Raw genomic sequence first — 16,018 nt, 5'->3', positions numbered from 1 at the left:
TATGCCAATGACTCCTATTCCTGCGCTGGATCGCACCAGTGCTAGTTTTAAAACTGATGTTGATACCTTTTTTGGATCGCAAATTCCTACGTTTGTGACTGAAGCTAATGCGCTACAAACCGATGTGACCGCAAGACAGTCTGATGTAACAGCGAAACAATCAGACATTACCACACGTCAATCAGACGTAGTTGCACGCCAATCTGATGTGATCGCAAGGCAAACCGATGTCGCGAATAAACAAGCCGCCGCAGCAGCAAGCGCGGCTAGTGCAGCGGGCGCACCTGGCACAAACGCTAGCAGCGTAACAAGTATAACAATCGGCTTGGGCTCAAAAAGTTTGACGATTGAAACGGGTAAAGCGTATGCACTCGGTCAAACATTAGTCATTGCTAACACCGCTACACCAATGAATCAAATGTCGGGCGTTATTACTGCATTCAATAGCGGTACGGGTGATTTAACAATCAATGCCACGGCGGTTAGTGGTGGCGGCACATTCAGCGCGTGGACAGTATCGCTATCAGGTGCGCAAGGTGCAGCGGGTGCTGCTAGTCCTGCGCTTAATATTTTCATGTACAACAATTTCTAAGAGGTCATCATGCCAGCTAACAATCTACCAATTTTTCCGCTAACGCCAAAAGCACCAGCGACACTGCCAACACTTCTAACCACTGCAAACACTGCAAAAGATGGTACTGGTACAGTCGTACAAATCAGTGAAGTTGCTGGCGCTTTCGGTGCATTCTGCACAGAGATTACAGCCTTGCCAATCGGCACAAATACTGCTTCTGTGTTGCGTATTTTTTTAAACAACGGCAGCACGAACGCAACAGCGGCGAATAATGTTCTTTGGAAAGAGGTGTCTCTGCCTTCTACCACTTTGACTGAAGTTGCAGCGCAAACGCCTGTGACTATTCCAATCAATCAAGCTATTCCGGTCGGCTATCGACTTTACGCAACTATCGGCACAACAGTAGCGGCTGGCTGGCGTGTGATTGCTTTGACTGGAGACTATTAATCATGCGTGGGTTTAACGGTATCCCAGCAATGCCGCCTGCTGATGCGAATTTTCAAGTCCTTAAATCGTCGGGCGGTTTTCAGATGCCCAACGTTAAGAACGGCATCATTGTCGATGTTTTTGGTGCAGGTGGAAGTGGCGCGGCTTCTGGCAGTTTGTCTGGCGGCGGTGGAGGTGCACGTCATCGTGTGTTTATACCTGCTGCATCTTTAAAGATTGGCGCTATTTACCCTTGCGTGGTTGGCGCGGGTGGCGCTGCTTCGGTGTCTTCTGGGGCGGGTAATGTTGGAGGTACTTCTTCATTCGGTGCTATCGCATTGGGCTTGCTGATTGAGGCGTATGGTGGGGGTGGCGGCTCTAGTAGCACCTTGGGCGGTGGCGGTGGCGGTGCGTTTAGCGCTGGTAATAGTCTCACTGGCGGCATTGGGGGCGCGCCAAATTTGCGGACGGTTTCTGGTTCAATTGTAAATTTTTCATATGATGCTTCAAGCGATCTTGGAGGCGCAACCGCTAATAGCAGTGGTGCTAGTGGTGGTGCTGTTTGGGGTGGTGGTGCTGGTGGAAGCGCGAATGGTAGCGGACAACCATCAAGCAGCGTATTCGGCGGCGGGGGCGGTGCGTCAGGGTTGAGTTTTAATGGCGCAAGGTCTGGCTTTTATGCGACGACATTGAATAGCACAGCGGTAGCGAGACAAGGTGTCTTACACGCTCTACATGGCGGCGCTGGCAGTGGCGGCGGTAGCGCATTGAGCAGCGGCACTAATGCCTTTGATGGTGGCTTTCCTTCTGGCGGCGGTGGCGGCACAGATACGGGTACAAGCGGCAAGGGCGGAGACGGTCAAATTGTTATTTACTGGTGGTGAAAATGAAAAGCGCACAAATTGAAAACGGGAAAGTCGTTAATGTTGTCTTAGGTTCGCTGCCTGATTATGTTCAATGCAGCGACAGTGTTGCAATTGGCGATCTGTACAGCAATGGCGTATTTAGTAAGCCACCTCCAGCACCTACACCAGTCCCAGAAGCCGTGACTATGCGCCAAGCGCGAATCGCTTTACTCCAAGCGGGAAAACTGGCGACAGTGAACAGCACAATCGCGGCGATGCCTGGGGGGCAAGGTGACGCGGCGCGTATCGAGTGGGAATTTTCTAGCGAAGTTAAGCGTAATCAGCCGTTAGTTTTAGCGCTTATCCCATTGCTTGGTATGACATCGGGAGAAATCGATCAACTCTTTATTACTGCTGCGGGGCTCTAATGAAATACGAAGATGCTCGTCAACATATCCAAGACGGCGACACTATTGCAGTCATCACGCCGCATAACTGGATTGGCAAAGCTACGCAGTTTTTTACACATCGCAAATACACACACACTGGCATTGCGATCTGGGTTGACGGTGGCTTATATCTCGTTGAATTGAATGGTGGTGGTAATCACTTAACGCCTCTCTCCCATTGGCAAGGTCTCGATTTTGATGTGTGCGAAATGCCAGTCGGTTTGATCGGCATTCGGGAAGCCACGTTCGAAATGCTGCGTGAACGAATTGACTATGCATATGAGGGATTTCTTGCTGCTGGCTTCCGTGCATTTTTCCGCATCAAGCAGGCGATTCATTGGCGCACACGTTTGATCTGTGTTGGCTTTTGCGTTGCGGTTTATGAAAAGGCGGGATGGGGCAAGCGCGATCGCGTGCTTGCACCGTTTGAGTTAGTTGATATGCTTCGAATCAAAATTGAGGTACGTAAATGAGAGGCGATATGCAAGAAAAAGAACCCGAGAAAAGAATCAAATTTGATGCGACAATTAACCTTGGTCACGTCCTGACGTTCCTCGGATTTATTGGCACGATTGGCAGCTTTTGGCAAAGTGTCGACAAGCGAATAGTCGTGCTTGAGCAGGCGCGAGTCGTTCAATCAGAAACAGATCATAGACACGACGCTGAAAGAGCCGAAATTAAGAAGACGATGCGTGAAGATCTGCGCGAGATTAACGCGAAACTGGATAGATTGATCGAGAAAAGATAATGAAAAACAGTCGTGATTTAAAAGACCTGGTGCCGATTGTCGCAGCGAAGTGCGCAGCTTTCGTCAGTGCATGCAAAGAGCAGGGCGTTGATGTGCTGATTACATCCACACTGCGCGACAACGAATCACAAGCCGCGCTCTATGCGCAAGGTCGTACCACAATCGGCATTAACCCGCGATTAGCCAAGCCGCTAGGCGATGTCGTTACCAATGCCAATGCTGGCGACTCATTCCACAATTATGGCTGCGCGTTCGATTTTGTGCCGTTAAAGAATGGCAAGGCTATGTGGGATGACACCAAGACTTTTACCAAGTGTGGCGTAATTGCTGAAAGCCTTGGCTTAGAGTGGGCGGGGCGCTGGAAAACATTTAAGGAGTTGGCTCACTGTCAATACACGGGCGGTTTAACTTTGCAAGATCTAAAAAACGGAAAGCAGGTGAAATAATGGACTGGCTAAACACAATCAAAACTCTAGCGCCAACAGTTGCTACAGCGTTAGGCTCGCCGCTAGCCGGTGCGGCTGTATCGGCTTTAGGTTCAATCTTTGGCGTTGATGATCCAACAAAAGAAAAAATCGGCAAGCTATTTGCTGATGGTCAAGTCACAGAAGAACAACTAAGCGAGCTGCGCAAACTTGAACTGGCATATCAAAATGAAGAAAAAGAGCGCGGCTTCCGATATGTCGAATTAACTTACAAAGACACAGAAAACGCGCGTGAGATGCAGGTTAAGACCCGCAGCAACATACCGCCAGTGTTGGCGATCTTGGTCACTGTGGGCTTCTTTGGGATACTTGGCTTCCTGATTCTCAATGGGCAATACAAGCCCACTGAGCCCTTGCTTGTAATGCTCGGCTCACTTGGCACAGCCTGGACCATGATCATTGGGTTTTATTTTGGATCGAGCCATGGCTCGCAGAGTAAAGATACGCTGTTGGCCAATTCGGCTCAGATCAAATAAATTAGTCGTTGCGCACTGAAATAGTAAGTGGCTATTCAGATTTAAGGCTTGATAGGAATAAATACTTCAAGAAATTTTATACTGGTGCTTTCTTTGTTCGACTAACCTTGGGCTTTACATTTCTTGAAGATACTTTTCCTTGTACTTTTGGAGCTGGGTTCACAGCTGCAGCGTCTACATGCATCGGAAAAGTATTGTCGACTTTTTGGATGCCGATTTTAGAAACGCTTATTACTCCAGAGGGTAGAATTAAATCCGGAGTTGGCCCAGCCATAGTAGCAACAAACCCAAACTCAATTGAAATAGCCCAAAGACCTTCATGTATTCCTTGGGCTTTAATCATAATTTCCGTCATTTCTTTAACTGACGACAAATATTGAATTACTTCAGCCATTTTTTTGCCTCTTAATGTGATATTAATTTTTGTTTATCGTATGATCGAAATTGGAATTGAGGGGCATTCATCGCGGAGCTAACGTGATATTCGATTGGTGGCCTCATTTCGCCTGTCAAAAAAACTACTTCCATATGACGATTCTTTATGGGGCTGATCATATTTTGTTTTTCAATATTTCTAGAAATAAGATAGATCAAAAATTGATTGATGCTGATGTCGTCATTTTGTGCTTCTTCTGCAATTTTTTTGTGTAAAAGCTTAGGCACTCTTAGAGTTAACCTTCCGCTGTATTCTGTTGATGTTGATGCAGGTAAAGGAAATGGTCTACTGAGTTCCTGTGCCATTTCATATAAGTTTGTAATTGTTGCCAATGCTTCAGAGTAAGCATCTACATATGACTCTTCATACACTTCAACATCAGGCAACTCTTTTACAGTTCCAACATAAAAAAAGTGCCCATCTATTTTTCTATATTGAATCAATACAGAGTATTCGCTCGGATTAAATTTAGCCATTTGATTTCCCATTAAGTTTCGGGATCTGATCAGAATATTGATCAATTATTTTGGAAATTTTCTTTATATATATCGGTAAAACTTGTGGATTTCTTCCGTGTCCGCAATCAAACCCAGATCCAAAAAAATCATTGATATCCGGGTGTAGATAAGTGTAGTGCTTTCCAGATGCTCCTTTTCTAACGACAAAATCGAGTGATTCCAGAATTTTTATTAGTTCCGTGCACTTTATATTTGTGCTACTTCGTTTTAAATAGCCGGCGGTCGAATCATACAATGAATTTGTCATGTGACACCATATGTAGTGTCAAAAATCACCAAAACAAGTGAATTTTGATATGTTAATTGTTTTTTTGATATTCTATTAATATCTCTGGATGAAATGATACATGGTTATTTCTCTTAATAATTTGCTTGGAGCAAATAATCGCGGACTTCTAGTGTTTAAAATAAGAAGTCCGAATGGTAAAGTGTTTTGCTGATTAGGCGTTACTCAGTGAAGTAGTAAGCGACTCCCAAGTCTGGCGAGCGCATCGCCTGTTGCACTATTCGGCGGCATTATTTTGCTGGCCATGGGAGGAGGGAGGTAGGTAGGGTGCTTAAATGATCTTCCGAAAAAAGGAATATCATCTTCCGTAAAAATGAAAAAGCCCGCTAAAAAGCGGGCTAAGTCATTGAATCTTATGGGGTGGACGATGGGGCTCGAACCCACGACAACAGGAATCACAATCCTGGACTCTACCAACTGAGCTACGACCACCACTGGATCACATGTTTCGTGCACTAGTGCACCGCAAGTGAGCCTCGCATTATACGAGGGTTTGTTAAATCAGGCAAATGATTTCGTTTTTGATTGAATCTGCGAAGTGCAAAAAAAGCCCGCAAACTTCGCGGGCAAATATTCACAATAGGGTAGGAATACAATAAAACACATACTACGGGGTTAAATATAAAGAGTTGTTTAATGGTTGGTTTGATTTATTACAAATTCTTACGACTTGGTTCACAGTGATACATGACGGTGACTACGACTAATTTAACATAGCGGCAACTGACTTGATATTAGTGCCGGTGCATATTGAAAGTAGCTCATTGCCGCTGATTGCTATCAAATTTACGTTGATTTTCTATACGAAGGCTTTGCCTAAGGAAGATGCTCGCTCTATTGATTGTAGTGTGTATTTGTCACATGGAGGTCATATTGTTTAAGTAAGATGCTGCCTATCTGCTGTACATACAACCGATATGTATGACGGCAGCCAGGTGTGCACTGCTCGGTATTTGCCGGGCAGCTCACCGACCTCTATTGCAAAAGCATGCAAAAAGCTCGCATCGCTTGCACTCATTCTCCCCGCAGGCTATAGTCAGTCATCAAAGTTTTCATGAGGACTGACAATGCGAATTACCCAAATTTTTCAATTCACGATTGGCGTATTGTCTTGTTTAACAATGATGGTAGCGTCCGCGCAATTGCAAACGACTCATCCATTGCTGAACAAGATTAGTAAGGCTGATGGTAGTTTTATTGAGGAGCAAATTTTTCTAGAAAAACTGCAGTCACATGCCTATGTGTTTGTCGGTGAAAAACATGATAATCCTGAACATCATCGCCTAGAGTTGATGCTGATCCAAGCCAGATTGCAGCAAGGGAGTCAGCAAAAAAACAGTAAGGTCGTATTCGAAATGCTTGATGATAGTCAAGATGCTGCTTTGGGACGGTTGAAAAATGGTGATAGTTTAGAGCAAATGCACTCGAGTCTTAGTTGGCCAGCTAAGGGGTGGGACTGGGCAAGTTATGGACCTTCCTTCCAGGCTGCATTGGATAAGGATGCACTGAAATCTGGCAATATCAGTAAAGCTTTCATTGGTAGCATTTACAAAGAGGGCGAAAAAGTAATGTTAGGCAATTCCCGTTTTGAATCAGTTTCTCAAGCCACGCCTGCAATCAAAGCTTATTTACTGGATCAAATCTTTGCATCACATTGCGGTATGCAAAGTCGAGAAACCTTAACGCCTATGTTACTTATACAGTTAGCTAAAGATGCGAGCATGGCGTCAGCGATGGCGCAGACCTCGAGTGCGATGTTAATCGCTGGCGGTGAACATGTGCGCACCGAAACCGCGGTGCCATGGCATTTAAAACAAAAGAAAAAAGATGCTGATGTGATGGTCTTGCAATTGATAGAAGTGAAGACGGGTCAGCATGATGTACAAAGCTATATCAGTTCCGCTGGCAAAGCCGACTATTATTGGTTTACCAGTGCAACCGAAGCTAAAGATTATTGTGCTGGCGTGAAGGGCAAAGCCGCACAGTAAGTTTCGAGAAACAAGCAAGTAAACCAAGAAAAAATGGCGCAGTCTGGCGCCATTTTTTTGTTTTCTACTTCCAAGCATACACATCCTGGCTTTATTGCCGGAGTTGTTTGCGGTAGCTGCGATAAATTTGTTATGCTGCGCCCTAGCTGATCATCGAAGTAACTGTAGTGCTTCTAAAAAAATTAGAAATATCTAGAAAATCCTGTATGAATCAAAATCTGCCTTTGGTGCTCGGTTTTTCCACGACACCGCTGGAACTCGTTTCCTTTTTATTGTCTTTAATTACAGTTGCATTGAACATCAGGCAGATACATTGGGCTTGGTTGTTCTCTATCTTGTCGTCTGCTTTATATGCCATGGTGTTTTTTGACGTGCGCTTGTATGGTGATATGGGACTGCAATTCATTTTCGTATTGGTTTCCGTCTGGGGGTGGTCACAGTGGTTGCTAGGCACTGGCGATGGTGGCGAGTTGGCTGTGACGCGTTTGAGTTCTGCTGAGCGTTGGTGGTCTGCTTTTCTTTGCCTATTGATGTTTGCGACACTCTATTTATTCTTGAAGTTTTGCACAGATACCGATGTGCCTGCAGCAGATGGTTTATTGACTGCGGGTAGTTTGTTGGGACAGGCCTTGCTGTCACGTAAAAAAATTGAAAACTGGTATGTGTGGATCATTGTTGATGTTTTGTATGTGGCTTTGTATCTATATAAAAACTTGATGTTAACAGCGATTTTATATGCGGTGTTCGTGGTCATGGCGATACATGGTGCTCGCGTTTGGAGAACAACATGCAAGACGTGATGAAAAATAAGGAAATAGACCTGCAGATTGCACCCGTAAATCGCATCGCAATTTTGGGTGCGGAGTCCTCTGGCAAGTCCCAATTGGCACAAGCCTTAGCGACACATTTTAAGACGCTTTGGGTGGCAGAATACTTGCGTGAATTTGTCGATAAAAACGGCAGGGTGCCTTGTTCTAATGATCAATTGTTGATCGCGAAAACACAAATGGAGCGTGAAAATGCTGCCGCCAATAAGGCTAGTACATGGCTATTTTGCGACACAACACCAATGATGACAGCGCTCTACAGCCGTCTTTATTTTGATGAGCTTGATCCGGCGTTAAGTGCGATGGATTTGATTCATAACTACCAATTTACAGTCGTAACAGCACCCGATTTTCCTTGGACACCCGATGGTTTGCAGCGTGAATCACCGCAAGTGCGTCAGCAAGTCCATGAAGAGCTAATCAGTATTTTGGATGATCGCGAGATTCCGTTTATGTTGGTGGAAGGAAGCCTCGATTCACGTGTGCAGCAAGTACGATTTGCACTCGATTTTTTGACTTAGTTGATTACAATAAGCCCTTGATTTCGATTTGTTGAATTTGCCAGTTTAGGTTTTGAAATTTCTTAAAAAAAGTGCCAGTATCAAACTATGCAGAGTAGAAATACACCTGCTTAATTCGATACTGGCATTTCTTTATTTAGGCTTTTAAGGCCCAAGTAGATTTTTAATCTGCTTAGCTATTTTCTAGCAAACTTTTCAGTTGCTCCAAGCGAGAAGGGTGGCGCAATTTTTTCATCGCTTTCGCTTCGATCTGACGAATCCGCTCGCGTGTGACGTCAAATTGATTGCCAACTTCTTCTAATGTATGGTCGCTCGCCATCTCAAGGCCAAAACGCATACGTAATACTTTTGCTTCACGTGGACTCAAAGCATCTAAGATCTCTTTTAATTTGCCCTGTACTGAAGCTTGCATCGCGGCTGCCATAGGAGACAAAGTGATATTGTCTTCGATGAAGTCGCCCAATTGAGAGTCACCATCGTCGCCGATAGGTACATCCAGTGATACAGGTTCTTTTGCAATTTTCAGGATTTCACGGACTTTGATTTCAGGTAAATCCATTTTCTCAGCGATCAAGGCCGGATCGGGTTCCGTCCCATTTTGCTGCAAGCATTGTCGTTTGATGCGATTTAACTTGTTAATCGTTTCTATCATGTGCACGGGCACGCGGATAGTGCGGGCCTGATCAGCGATCGCGCGAGAAATTGCTTGGCGTATCCACCATGTCGCATAGGTGGAAAATTTATAACCACGACGGTATTCAAACTTATCAACCGCTTTGAGCAAGCCGATATTGCCCTCTTGGATTAAGTCCAAAAATTGCATACCACGGTTGATGTATTTTTTCGCGATTGAAATCACCAGACGCAAGTTGGCCTCAGTCATCGCCGCCTTGGCGTCACGTGTGCGTTTCTCGGCCGAGATCATTTTTTTGTGAATCGAGCGCAATTCGGTTAATGGAATTTTGGATTCTTGTTCTAGTATGATCAGCCGACCTTGAAGTTCTCGTGCCGCATGGATGTTGCGTTTAAGGATGGCACCATAGGCTTCGTGTGCTTCCATTTCTTGCTCTAACCAATCACGATTAGTGGCATTGTTCATGAAGTTTGCGATGAAATACGCACGTGGCATACCGCAACGATCAACTAGTAATTCCAACATGCGCTTTTCAGTCTGACGTAATTCCGTCATCTGTTTGCGCAAGATATCACACCATTTTTCAGTGGTCTTAACGCTGAAACGTATGCTTTCCATTTCTTTTGCGACGTTTTCTTGCGCCGCTTCGTAGCTGGGCGACTTGTAGGCATTTTGTTCTATCTGCGCAAACATATCGTCGAAACTGGTCTTGATCGACGCAAATTTTTCTAACGCGGTCGCCTTCATTTGTGCCAGTTGTTCTGCACTCAGAGTATTGCTTGTTTCTGCTGCGCCGCCTTCTTCATCATCTTCTTCATCGTCGATGTCGTCGTCTGTGGCAGCGATGATCGCAGGTGCGATATCTAAACTTTCTGGCACATGAAAGCCATCAATGATGTCATCAATAATGATGTCGTCGTTACGTACTTTTTCTGCTGTGTTTAAAACTTCTTTGATGACAGAAGGGCAGGCAGAGATAGCTTGTAACATATCCTTTAAGCCGGTCTCGATGCGTTTTGCGATTTCGATTTCGCCGCTACGGGTCAATAATTCGGCACCGCCCATTTCGCGCATATACATACGAACTGGATCGGTGGTGCGACCAAAGTCAGAGTCAACCGTAGACAAGGCAACCGCAGCCGTCGCTTCGGCGTCGTCGTCACTCACTGAAGTTGCAACGTTATCAGATAACAGCAACATCGTCGCATCAGGCGCTTGATCGTAGACTGCGATTCCAACGTCATTCAAGGTACTGATTATGCCTTGTATCATCTCCGGATCATCGACATTCTCAGGCAAATGATCGTTGATCTCGGCATGCGTCAAATAACTGCGGTCTTTACCAAGCTGGATCAGCTTAGTCAGGCGTTGGCGATATTCTTCTAGTTGTTCTTTACTCGCTGAGGCTACGCTTACTTTACCAGCTTTAACACGCGCGGCACGCTTCAATTCCGAGGATTCAAGCGCGTTGAAAGCGTGAATTTCTTCATTGTAAGCTTGCGGTGAGGATGGCTTGCGGCCTCGGCGCGCGGCTTCTTTTACCGGTGGGAATGCATAGGCTGAAGTATCAACACTAGCTGCCGCACTGCCACTGGTTGTTTCGACGGCGCTAATAGGTGCTCTTGCCACCCGTGCTTTAGGCGCAGTTTTTTCTACGGGTGATTTCGCAGGTAGTGTATTTCCTGATGTGTCGGTAAAAACAGCACTTTCAACCGCAGGTAATTCTGCGTCGTTAGCCCCTTCGTTAGTAACTGAGGTCGCCTCAGTTGCCATTATCTTCTTTTTCTTTACTTTGATCACAGGCGCAGGTCCAGCAGGGCGTGTCATCATAAGATGAGAATAATCTTCTTCTACTTCTAGCGGGGTTGCACCAGCCTCAAGTACTTTAATTGCTTTGTCAGAACTTGGTTCAATGTCCGCCACGTCAACGCTTTTTTCAATTGGAGCTGCTACAACTGATGCAGACTCGTGCTCAATTTTCATAATTGGTGAAATTGGCTCATCCAAATGCTCTAGAGTCGCCATAAGGTTGTCTGCTGCCTCAGTGTTGAACTCTGTGGCTATGATTTCGTTGGATGCCGTCTGTGTGCTTACTAATGCCAAGCGTGAGCGGCGTTTTGTGACAACGGTGACCGATTGAACCTGAGTTTTAATCATGTCGCCAGTATCTAGTTCTGGTGACTCTGCCAGCACTGGCGTTGCAAAAGTGCGTGTCTTGGCTTGCGGCACGTTACCTTTAGTTTTTGCGAGTGAAATTGGTTTGCCTAATTTGAGTGTCTTGGTACTTGCTGACACAGTTGCAGAGGTAGATTGCGAATCGGATGGTGTTAAGCTGTTTTTCATGTAACAAATCAAGTGCGACAACAAAATGCCAATCAAGTTTGGATGGCAACAACAAAAGCAAAATATGGAGCAAAGCAAATGCCGATATTAGGGACACCTCAGAATTGTCATCAAAATTCAGAAATTCTTTAATGCGACTACCTTCACCAGCTCAATTAAATAAAAAACCCGCGATGCGGGCACGAAGATTTAAATGAATTTTTGCGTATTTTTATGCGAGGTCGGGATTATCCACGGCTTACCTGTTCTTGACAAGCATTACCTTACTTATTCAGGCAATTTGTTTGTGAAGTTTTGTATCGCGGATCATTCACGGTATCGAAAATAGTCTCTTGTCTTAAGAAAAGGATAAGTGCACAAAATAGCATCGATAAAAATAAGAACTCGCTATGTTTTGTTCGTGTTTGCTTATCAGGTTGATTTTGCTTTTTTATTGGTTTGCCGTGCTTTTTTAACTAAAGCATAGAGGAAATGCATGTCCCTTGTTACAATACGTTTTTTCGTTTACCTGTGATGTTCTTGCGATGAATAACTATCGCCTTTGAAAGCGCAGGGCACACTTTACCTCATTCTTAATAAGATCATGATTGATATTCAATTGCTCCGTAAAGACATCGACGCTGTGGCTGCACGTTTGGCATCACGCAAATTTATTCTCGACGTCTCCACCTTTAATAGCATGGAAGCCGAACGTAAACAGATACAAATGCGTACCGAAGAGTTGCAAGGTAAGCGTAACTCTCTGTCAAAACAAGTCGGTATGCTCAAAGGCAAAGGCGAGGATGCTTCGTCGGTGATGGCCGAAGTAGCCGCGATTGCTGATGAATTGAAAGCATCGGAAGTACGTCTGGGTGAAGTGCAAATTGCTTTAAATAATTTCTTGTTGACGATCCCTAATCTGCCTGATGAATCAGTACCTGTCGGTGTTGATGAGACTGGAAATGTGGTGGTACGTACTTTTGGTGCACCAGCGGCTTTTACGTTTGAAGTCAAAGACCATGTCGACGTCGGTGCTCGTTTGGGTTTGGAATTTGATGTTGCTGTCAAATTGACAGGTTCGCGCTTTGCAGTATTAAAGGGTGGCATGGCACGTTTGCATCGTGCGTTGGCGCAATTCATGCTCGATACCCAGACCATGGAAAATGGTTACACTGAGCACTACACACCATATATGGTGAATGCCGACTCTATGCGTGGTACAGGACAGTTGCCAAAATTTGAAGAAGATCTATTCGCGGTAAAAAAAGGCGGACAAGATGGCGAAGGTGAGTCGCTGTATTTGATACCGACGGCTGAAGTAACATTGACCAACACAGTACGCGATGAAATTTTAACGGCTGAAAGTTTACCGATTAAAATGACCGCACACACACCTTGCTTCCGTTCCGAAGCCGGTAGTTACGGTCGTGATACACGCGGTATGATACGCCAGCATCAATTTGACAAAGTGGAACTGGTACAGATCTCTCATCCAGAAAAATCGTTCGAGGCTTTGGAAGTCATGGTCGGTCATGCAGAAATGATCTTGCAAAAACTTGGCTTGCCTTATCGTGTCATGAGCTTGTGCACGGGTGATATGGGATTTGGTGCTGCTAAGACCTATGATTTGGAAGTATGGTTGCCTGCGCAAAATACTTACCGTGAAATTTCGTCTATTTCGAATATGGGAGCTTTCCAAGCACGTCGGATGCAAGCGCGCTTCCGTAATGCTCAAGGCAAGACCGAATTTGTACATACTTTGAATGGTTCAGCGTTAGCAGTTGGGCGCACTTTGGTCGCGGTACTTGAGAATTATCAGCAGGAAGATGGAAGTGTCCATATTCCGGAAGTTTTGCGCCCCTACATGGGCGGCATCGAGAAGTTGTTAGTTGCTTAAATTTTAGGGCGCAAGCATTTGGATTGATTTACTTGCAAAAAATCTTAACGGCATCCATCATGATGCCGTTTTTTTATGCCTGAAATTGCTCCGTTTGACGTCGGTCAACGAAGAGGCTGTTGCCGTGTATGCGTTTTGCTTGCTTTTTTGCATCCGCTGCAGCGACTGAAATCTGATGATGTGAGTAGTACTGTTGCGCTTCAGAACGGATGACGCCTAACGATAGACTAATTAAAGGATAAAAGACTTTTTTTCCTTTTCGGTCTTCGCTGATATAGCCGCCTCGATCCCTATCTTCATTGCTATAAAACTCGCGCACTTCTATGGAAAATTCTTCCAATATTTTATTGCAACGGTTTTCCCAATCGTCGCTTTGAAATAAGATGATAAAGTCGTCGCCGCCAATATGGCCAATAAAATCTTGTTGTGGGTCGCAATGGGCACTTAGTACTTTACTTGTCATTTGTATTACTTCATCGCCACGTTGGTAACCATACACATCATTGAAAGGTTTAAAGTGATCGAGATCGCAATAACATGCCAAGAATGACTTTTGGTTCTGGATCAGTTGATCAATGTGCTGATTAATTGGGACATTGCCGGGAAGCTGTGTAAGTGGATTGGCATAACGCGCCGCGTCGATTTGCATTTTTGTAATCTCACGCATGAGATCGGGACCTGTCGCTAGACCTAAGTAACGCCCGTTTTCAGTGATAATGATGCCGTTGATAAGGCTGTCTGGATCAGCTTCGACAATTAAATGGCTGACTTGCTGCAAGCTAGTATCATGTTCAACGACGAGGGGATTGATTTCCATAAAAACAGCGCAGGACTTCTTGCCATAGAGTTCACGTTGATAAGGACGTGAAAAACGATCAATCATCGTGTGGCGATTGATGATACCTATGGGGTGATGCTCATCCACGACCGGAATAATTTTGAGCCTAGGATCTGCCAGAAAAAGGTTTTCGACTTGATTATTTAAGACCTTTGAATCTATGGTGATAGATGATTTTAGTAAATGCTTAATCGGAACCAAGGAGGTTGATGTCCTTGCTCTGAAGATGACGGGAGGGTTTTGTCTGGAGGATAAAATTTTAGCAACCTCCGCGGAGATCGTTTTCGCGGGATTTACGTGTGGCTTAGCGACGTGGTAGCCCTGACCGCATGCGACACCGAGATCGCGAAGTGTAATGAGCTCAGCCTGGGTTTCAATACCTTCGGCAACGACACGTGTTCCAGATTTTTCGGCAATATTTTGGATTGACAATACAAATTGTCGTTTTACTTCATCATGGTCGATACCATGGATAAAGTGCATATCGATTTTGACGAATTCTGGTTTTAATTCCGACCAAAGTCGCAGGCTGGAGAATCCTTCGCCGAGGTCATCAATCGCAATTTCAAATCCCATTTTTCTATAATGAAGCACAGCTTCTTGTAGTAAGACATAGTCATGAGTTGGTTGATACTCTGTTAGTTCAATAATCACGCGTTCTGGGTTGATCCCTAAGTCATGAATATAGTCTAAAGTTTCGCCGTGTTTTGCATCTCGTTGTAAAAGACACTCAGGGCTGACATTTAAAAATAATTTTCCAGGTAGATTGAGCGCTTTGAACTGTTCCAATACAACGCGTCGGCATAAGTGCTCGATAGATACCGTTAAATTATTCTCGAAGGCAGCTTGAAATAAATTAATAGGAGAATGCAAGGGACTATCAGACGGCCCACGTATCAAGCCCTCATAACCCAAGATGCTTCCATCATTCATCTGGATGATGGGCTGAAAGCTGGCAGTTAAGAGTCGGCCCTGAATAATGCGATTTAATTGTTCCAGACTATCAGGCTTTTTTTGCCCATTTTGCATGAGGAGTTGAGGATCTTCGGATTGAAGCATGAAGGACTCTTTAGTTTGAATGAGTTCGATTTCCATAGTCCGCTGATAACTCTAGAAGTTTTTTGCATTGGTGGAATTGTGCATTTTATGGCGAGAGGGTAGCGATGGAATATGACATGCTGATGTCAGTTTGAAAAAAATGCTTATGAATGTATCAACATTAATAATGTTTCTTGCCGATAATTTCTGCAGTGATATGGCTTTTCACACTATTTAACAATTTGCGAGAACTTCTTCAAGTTATGAAATTTTGTTCTAATTTTTCACTTGAAATATTGTTTTCCTAGGGAAATAAAGTTTGCAGCACTATCTATTTAAGAAATAAATTCGAAACCCTAAGCAAACTAAGGCTTTAAGCTCGTCTAATCGCTAGAAAAACAGGCTACCAAACCGTTTTGAACTTTGCTACAATCCATCGCTTGGCTGCACTTGGTATTCAGGAAAGATGGCAGAGTGGTCGAATGCACCGGACTCGAAATCCGGCATACGTTTATGACGTATCCAGGGTTCAAATCCCTGTCTTTCCGCCAACTCTTTGTGACGCGATTATTTGGCATAGATCAAAAAACGTGAAAAAAAGTCATGCAAGGACGTAGTTTTGTGTTCTATTGATCATCATGGTGATAGTTGAAGGTGTAAGTAGGGTAGACATCTTTATATAAAATTGATGAACTTGCTGTTTGACACAA

At 44.5% G+C, this 16,018-nt stretch carries 16 protein-coding genes and 2 tRNA genes; 13 read left to right on the top strand and 5 right to left on the bottom strand.

The window, feature by feature from the left end; genetic code table 11:
• Window position 1 precedes the first annotated feature (1 nt).
• The 8 genes from ACO0KZ_RS19145 to ACO0KZ_RS19110 are packed head-to-tail and all read left to right on the top strand — an operon-like array spanning window position 2 to window position 4,003.
• Window positions 2-592 (top strand): hypothetical protein, encoded by a 591-nt coding sequence (locus tag ACO0KZ_RS19145; protein ID WP_422998182.1) that lies wholly within the window; start codon window positions 2-4, stop codon window positions 590-592.
• 9 nt (window positions 593-601) lie between these two features.
• Window positions 602-1,021 (top strand): hypothetical protein, encoded by a 420-nt coding sequence (locus ACO0KZ_RS19140; protein WP_422998180.1) that lies wholly within the window; start codon window positions 602-604, stop codon window positions 1,019-1,021.
• Window positions 1,022-1,023: 2 nt separating this feature from the next.
• Complete coding sequence (locus tag ACO0KZ_RS19135) at window positions 1,024-1,884, top strand: glycine-rich domain-containing protein (RefSeq protein ID WP_422998178.1); 861 nt, start codon at window positions 1,024-1,026, stop codon at window positions 1,882-1,884.
• A gap of 2 nt (window positions 1,885-1,886) precedes the next feature.
• Window positions 1,887-2,273, top strand: a complete 387-nt coding sequence (locus ACO0KZ_RS19130) for a hypothetical protein (RefSeq protein WP_422998176.1) — start codon at window positions 1,887-1,889, stop codon at window positions 2,271-2,273.
• Window positions 2,273-2,767 carry a hypothetical protein gene (locus ACO0KZ_RS19125; protein ID WP_422998174.1) on the top strand — a complete coding sequence of 165 codons (495 nt, stop codon included), beginning with the start codon at window positions 2,273-2,275 and terminating at the stop codon, window positions 2,765-2,767. The genes ACO0KZ_RS19130 and ACO0KZ_RS19125 overlap by 1 nt, the downstream gene beginning before the upstream one ends.
• 8 nt (window positions 2,768-2,775) lie before the next feature.
• Window positions 2,776-3,042 (top strand): hypothetical protein, encoded by a 267-nt coding sequence (locus ACO0KZ_RS19120; protein WP_422998172.1) that lies wholly within the window; start codon window positions 2,776-2,778, stop codon window positions 3,040-3,042.
• The gene (locus ACO0KZ_RS19115) at window positions 3,042-3,488 is read left to right on the top strand and encodes a M15 family metallopeptidase (protein WP_422998170.1); all 447 of its coding nucleotides are present in this window, start codon (window positions 3,042-3,044) and stop codon (window positions 3,486-3,488) included. Before ACO0KZ_RS19120 ends, ACO0KZ_RS19115 begins: the two co-directional genes overlap by 1 nt.
• On the top strand, window positions 3,488-4,003 hold the full coding sequence (locus ACO0KZ_RS19110; protein ID WP_422998168.1) for a hypothetical protein: 516 nt from the start codon (window positions 3,488-3,490) through the stop codon (window positions 4,001-4,003). The genes ACO0KZ_RS19115 and ACO0KZ_RS19110 overlap by 1 nt, the downstream gene beginning before the upstream one ends.
• Window positions 4,004-4,079: 76 nt before the next feature.
• On the opposite strand, the gene ACO0KZ_RS19105 is transcribed toward ACO0KZ_RS19110, so the two are convergent.
• The 3 genes from ACO0KZ_RS19105 to ACO0KZ_RS19095 form a co-directional block, all read right to left on the bottom strand.
• Window positions 4,080-4,397, bottom strand: coding sequence for a hypothetical protein (locus ACO0KZ_RS19105; RefSeq protein WP_422998166.1), 318 nt, complete (start codon window positions 4,395-4,397; stop codon window positions 4,080-4,082).
• Window positions 4,398-4,408: 11 nt separating this feature from the next.
• Window positions 4,409-4,915: a toxin-antitoxin system HicB family antitoxin gene (locus ACO0KZ_RS19100; protein WP_422998164.1), complete on the bottom strand. Its 507-nt coding sequence runs from the start codon at window positions 4,913-4,915 to the stop codon at window positions 4,409-4,411.
• Between the two features lie 684 nt (window positions 4,916-5,599).
• Window positions 5,600-5,675, bottom strand: a tRNA-His gene (locus ACO0KZ_RS19095).
• Between the two features lie 635 nt (window positions 5,676-6,310).
• Between ACO0KZ_RS19095 and ACO0KZ_RS19090 the strand changes: the two genes are divergently transcribed.
• From ACO0KZ_RS19090 to ACO0KZ_RS19080, 3 genes are all read left to right on the top strand, one after another.
• Window positions 6,311-7,231, top strand: coding sequence for a ChaN family lipoprotein (locus tag ACO0KZ_RS19090; RefSeq protein WP_422998162.1), 921 nt, complete (start codon window positions 6,311-6,313; stop codon window positions 7,229-7,231).
• Between the two features lie 206 nt (window positions 7,232-7,437).
• Window positions 7,438-8,031: a nicotinamide riboside transporter PnuC gene (gene pnuC, locus ACO0KZ_RS19085; RefSeq protein ID WP_422998160.1), complete on the top strand. Its 594-nt coding sequence runs from the start codon at window positions 7,438-7,440 to the stop codon at window positions 8,029-8,031.
• A complete protein-coding gene (locus tag ACO0KZ_RS19080) occupies window positions 8,019-8,579 on the top strand; it encodes an AAA family ATPase (RefSeq protein WP_422998158.1) in 561 nt (186 codons plus the stop codon). The genes pnuC and ACO0KZ_RS19080 overlap by 13 nt, the downstream gene beginning before the upstream one ends.
• Before the next feature lie 172 nt (window positions 8,580-8,751).
• On the opposite strand, the gene rpoD is transcribed toward ACO0KZ_RS19080, so the two are convergent.
• Window positions 8,752-11,196 (bottom strand): RNA polymerase sigma factor RpoD, encoded by a 2,445-nt coding sequence (gene rpoD, locus ACO0KZ_RS19075; RefSeq protein ID WP_422998362.1) that lies wholly within the window; start codon window positions 11,194-11,196, stop codon window positions 8,752-8,754.
• Window positions 11,197-12,139: 943 nt separating this feature from the next.
• On the opposite strand from rpoD, the gene serS reads away from it, so the two are divergent.
• A complete protein-coding gene (gene serS / locus ACO0KZ_RS19070) occupies window positions 12,140-13,432 on the top strand; it encodes a serine--tRNA ligase (protein WP_422998156.1) in 1,293 nt (430 codons plus the stop codon).
• Between the two features lie 73 nt (window positions 13,433-13,505).
• Here serS and ACO0KZ_RS19065 read toward each other — a convergent pair whose 3' ends face one another.
• The gene (locus tag ACO0KZ_RS19065; RefSeq protein WP_422998155.1) at window positions 13,506-15,329 is read right to left on the bottom strand and encodes a GGDEF domain-containing protein; all 1,824 of its coding nucleotides are present in this window, start codon (window positions 15,327-15,329) and stop codon (window positions 13,506-13,508) included.
• A gap of 439 nt (window positions 15,330-15,768) precedes the next feature.
• Between ACO0KZ_RS19065 and ACO0KZ_RS19060 the strand changes: the two genes are divergently transcribed.
• Window positions 15,769-15,859 (top strand) — tRNA-Ser (locus tag ACO0KZ_RS19060).
• Window positions 15,860-16,018 lie beyond the last annotated feature (159 nt).

The sequence above is a fragment of the Undibacterium sp. Di24W genome (assembly GCF_049340325.1).
GTDB lineage: Bacteria > Pseudomonadota > Gammaproteobacteria > Burkholderiales > Burkholderiaceae_D > Undibacterium.
This window is presented reverse-complemented; position numbering and strand designations above follow the sequence as displayed.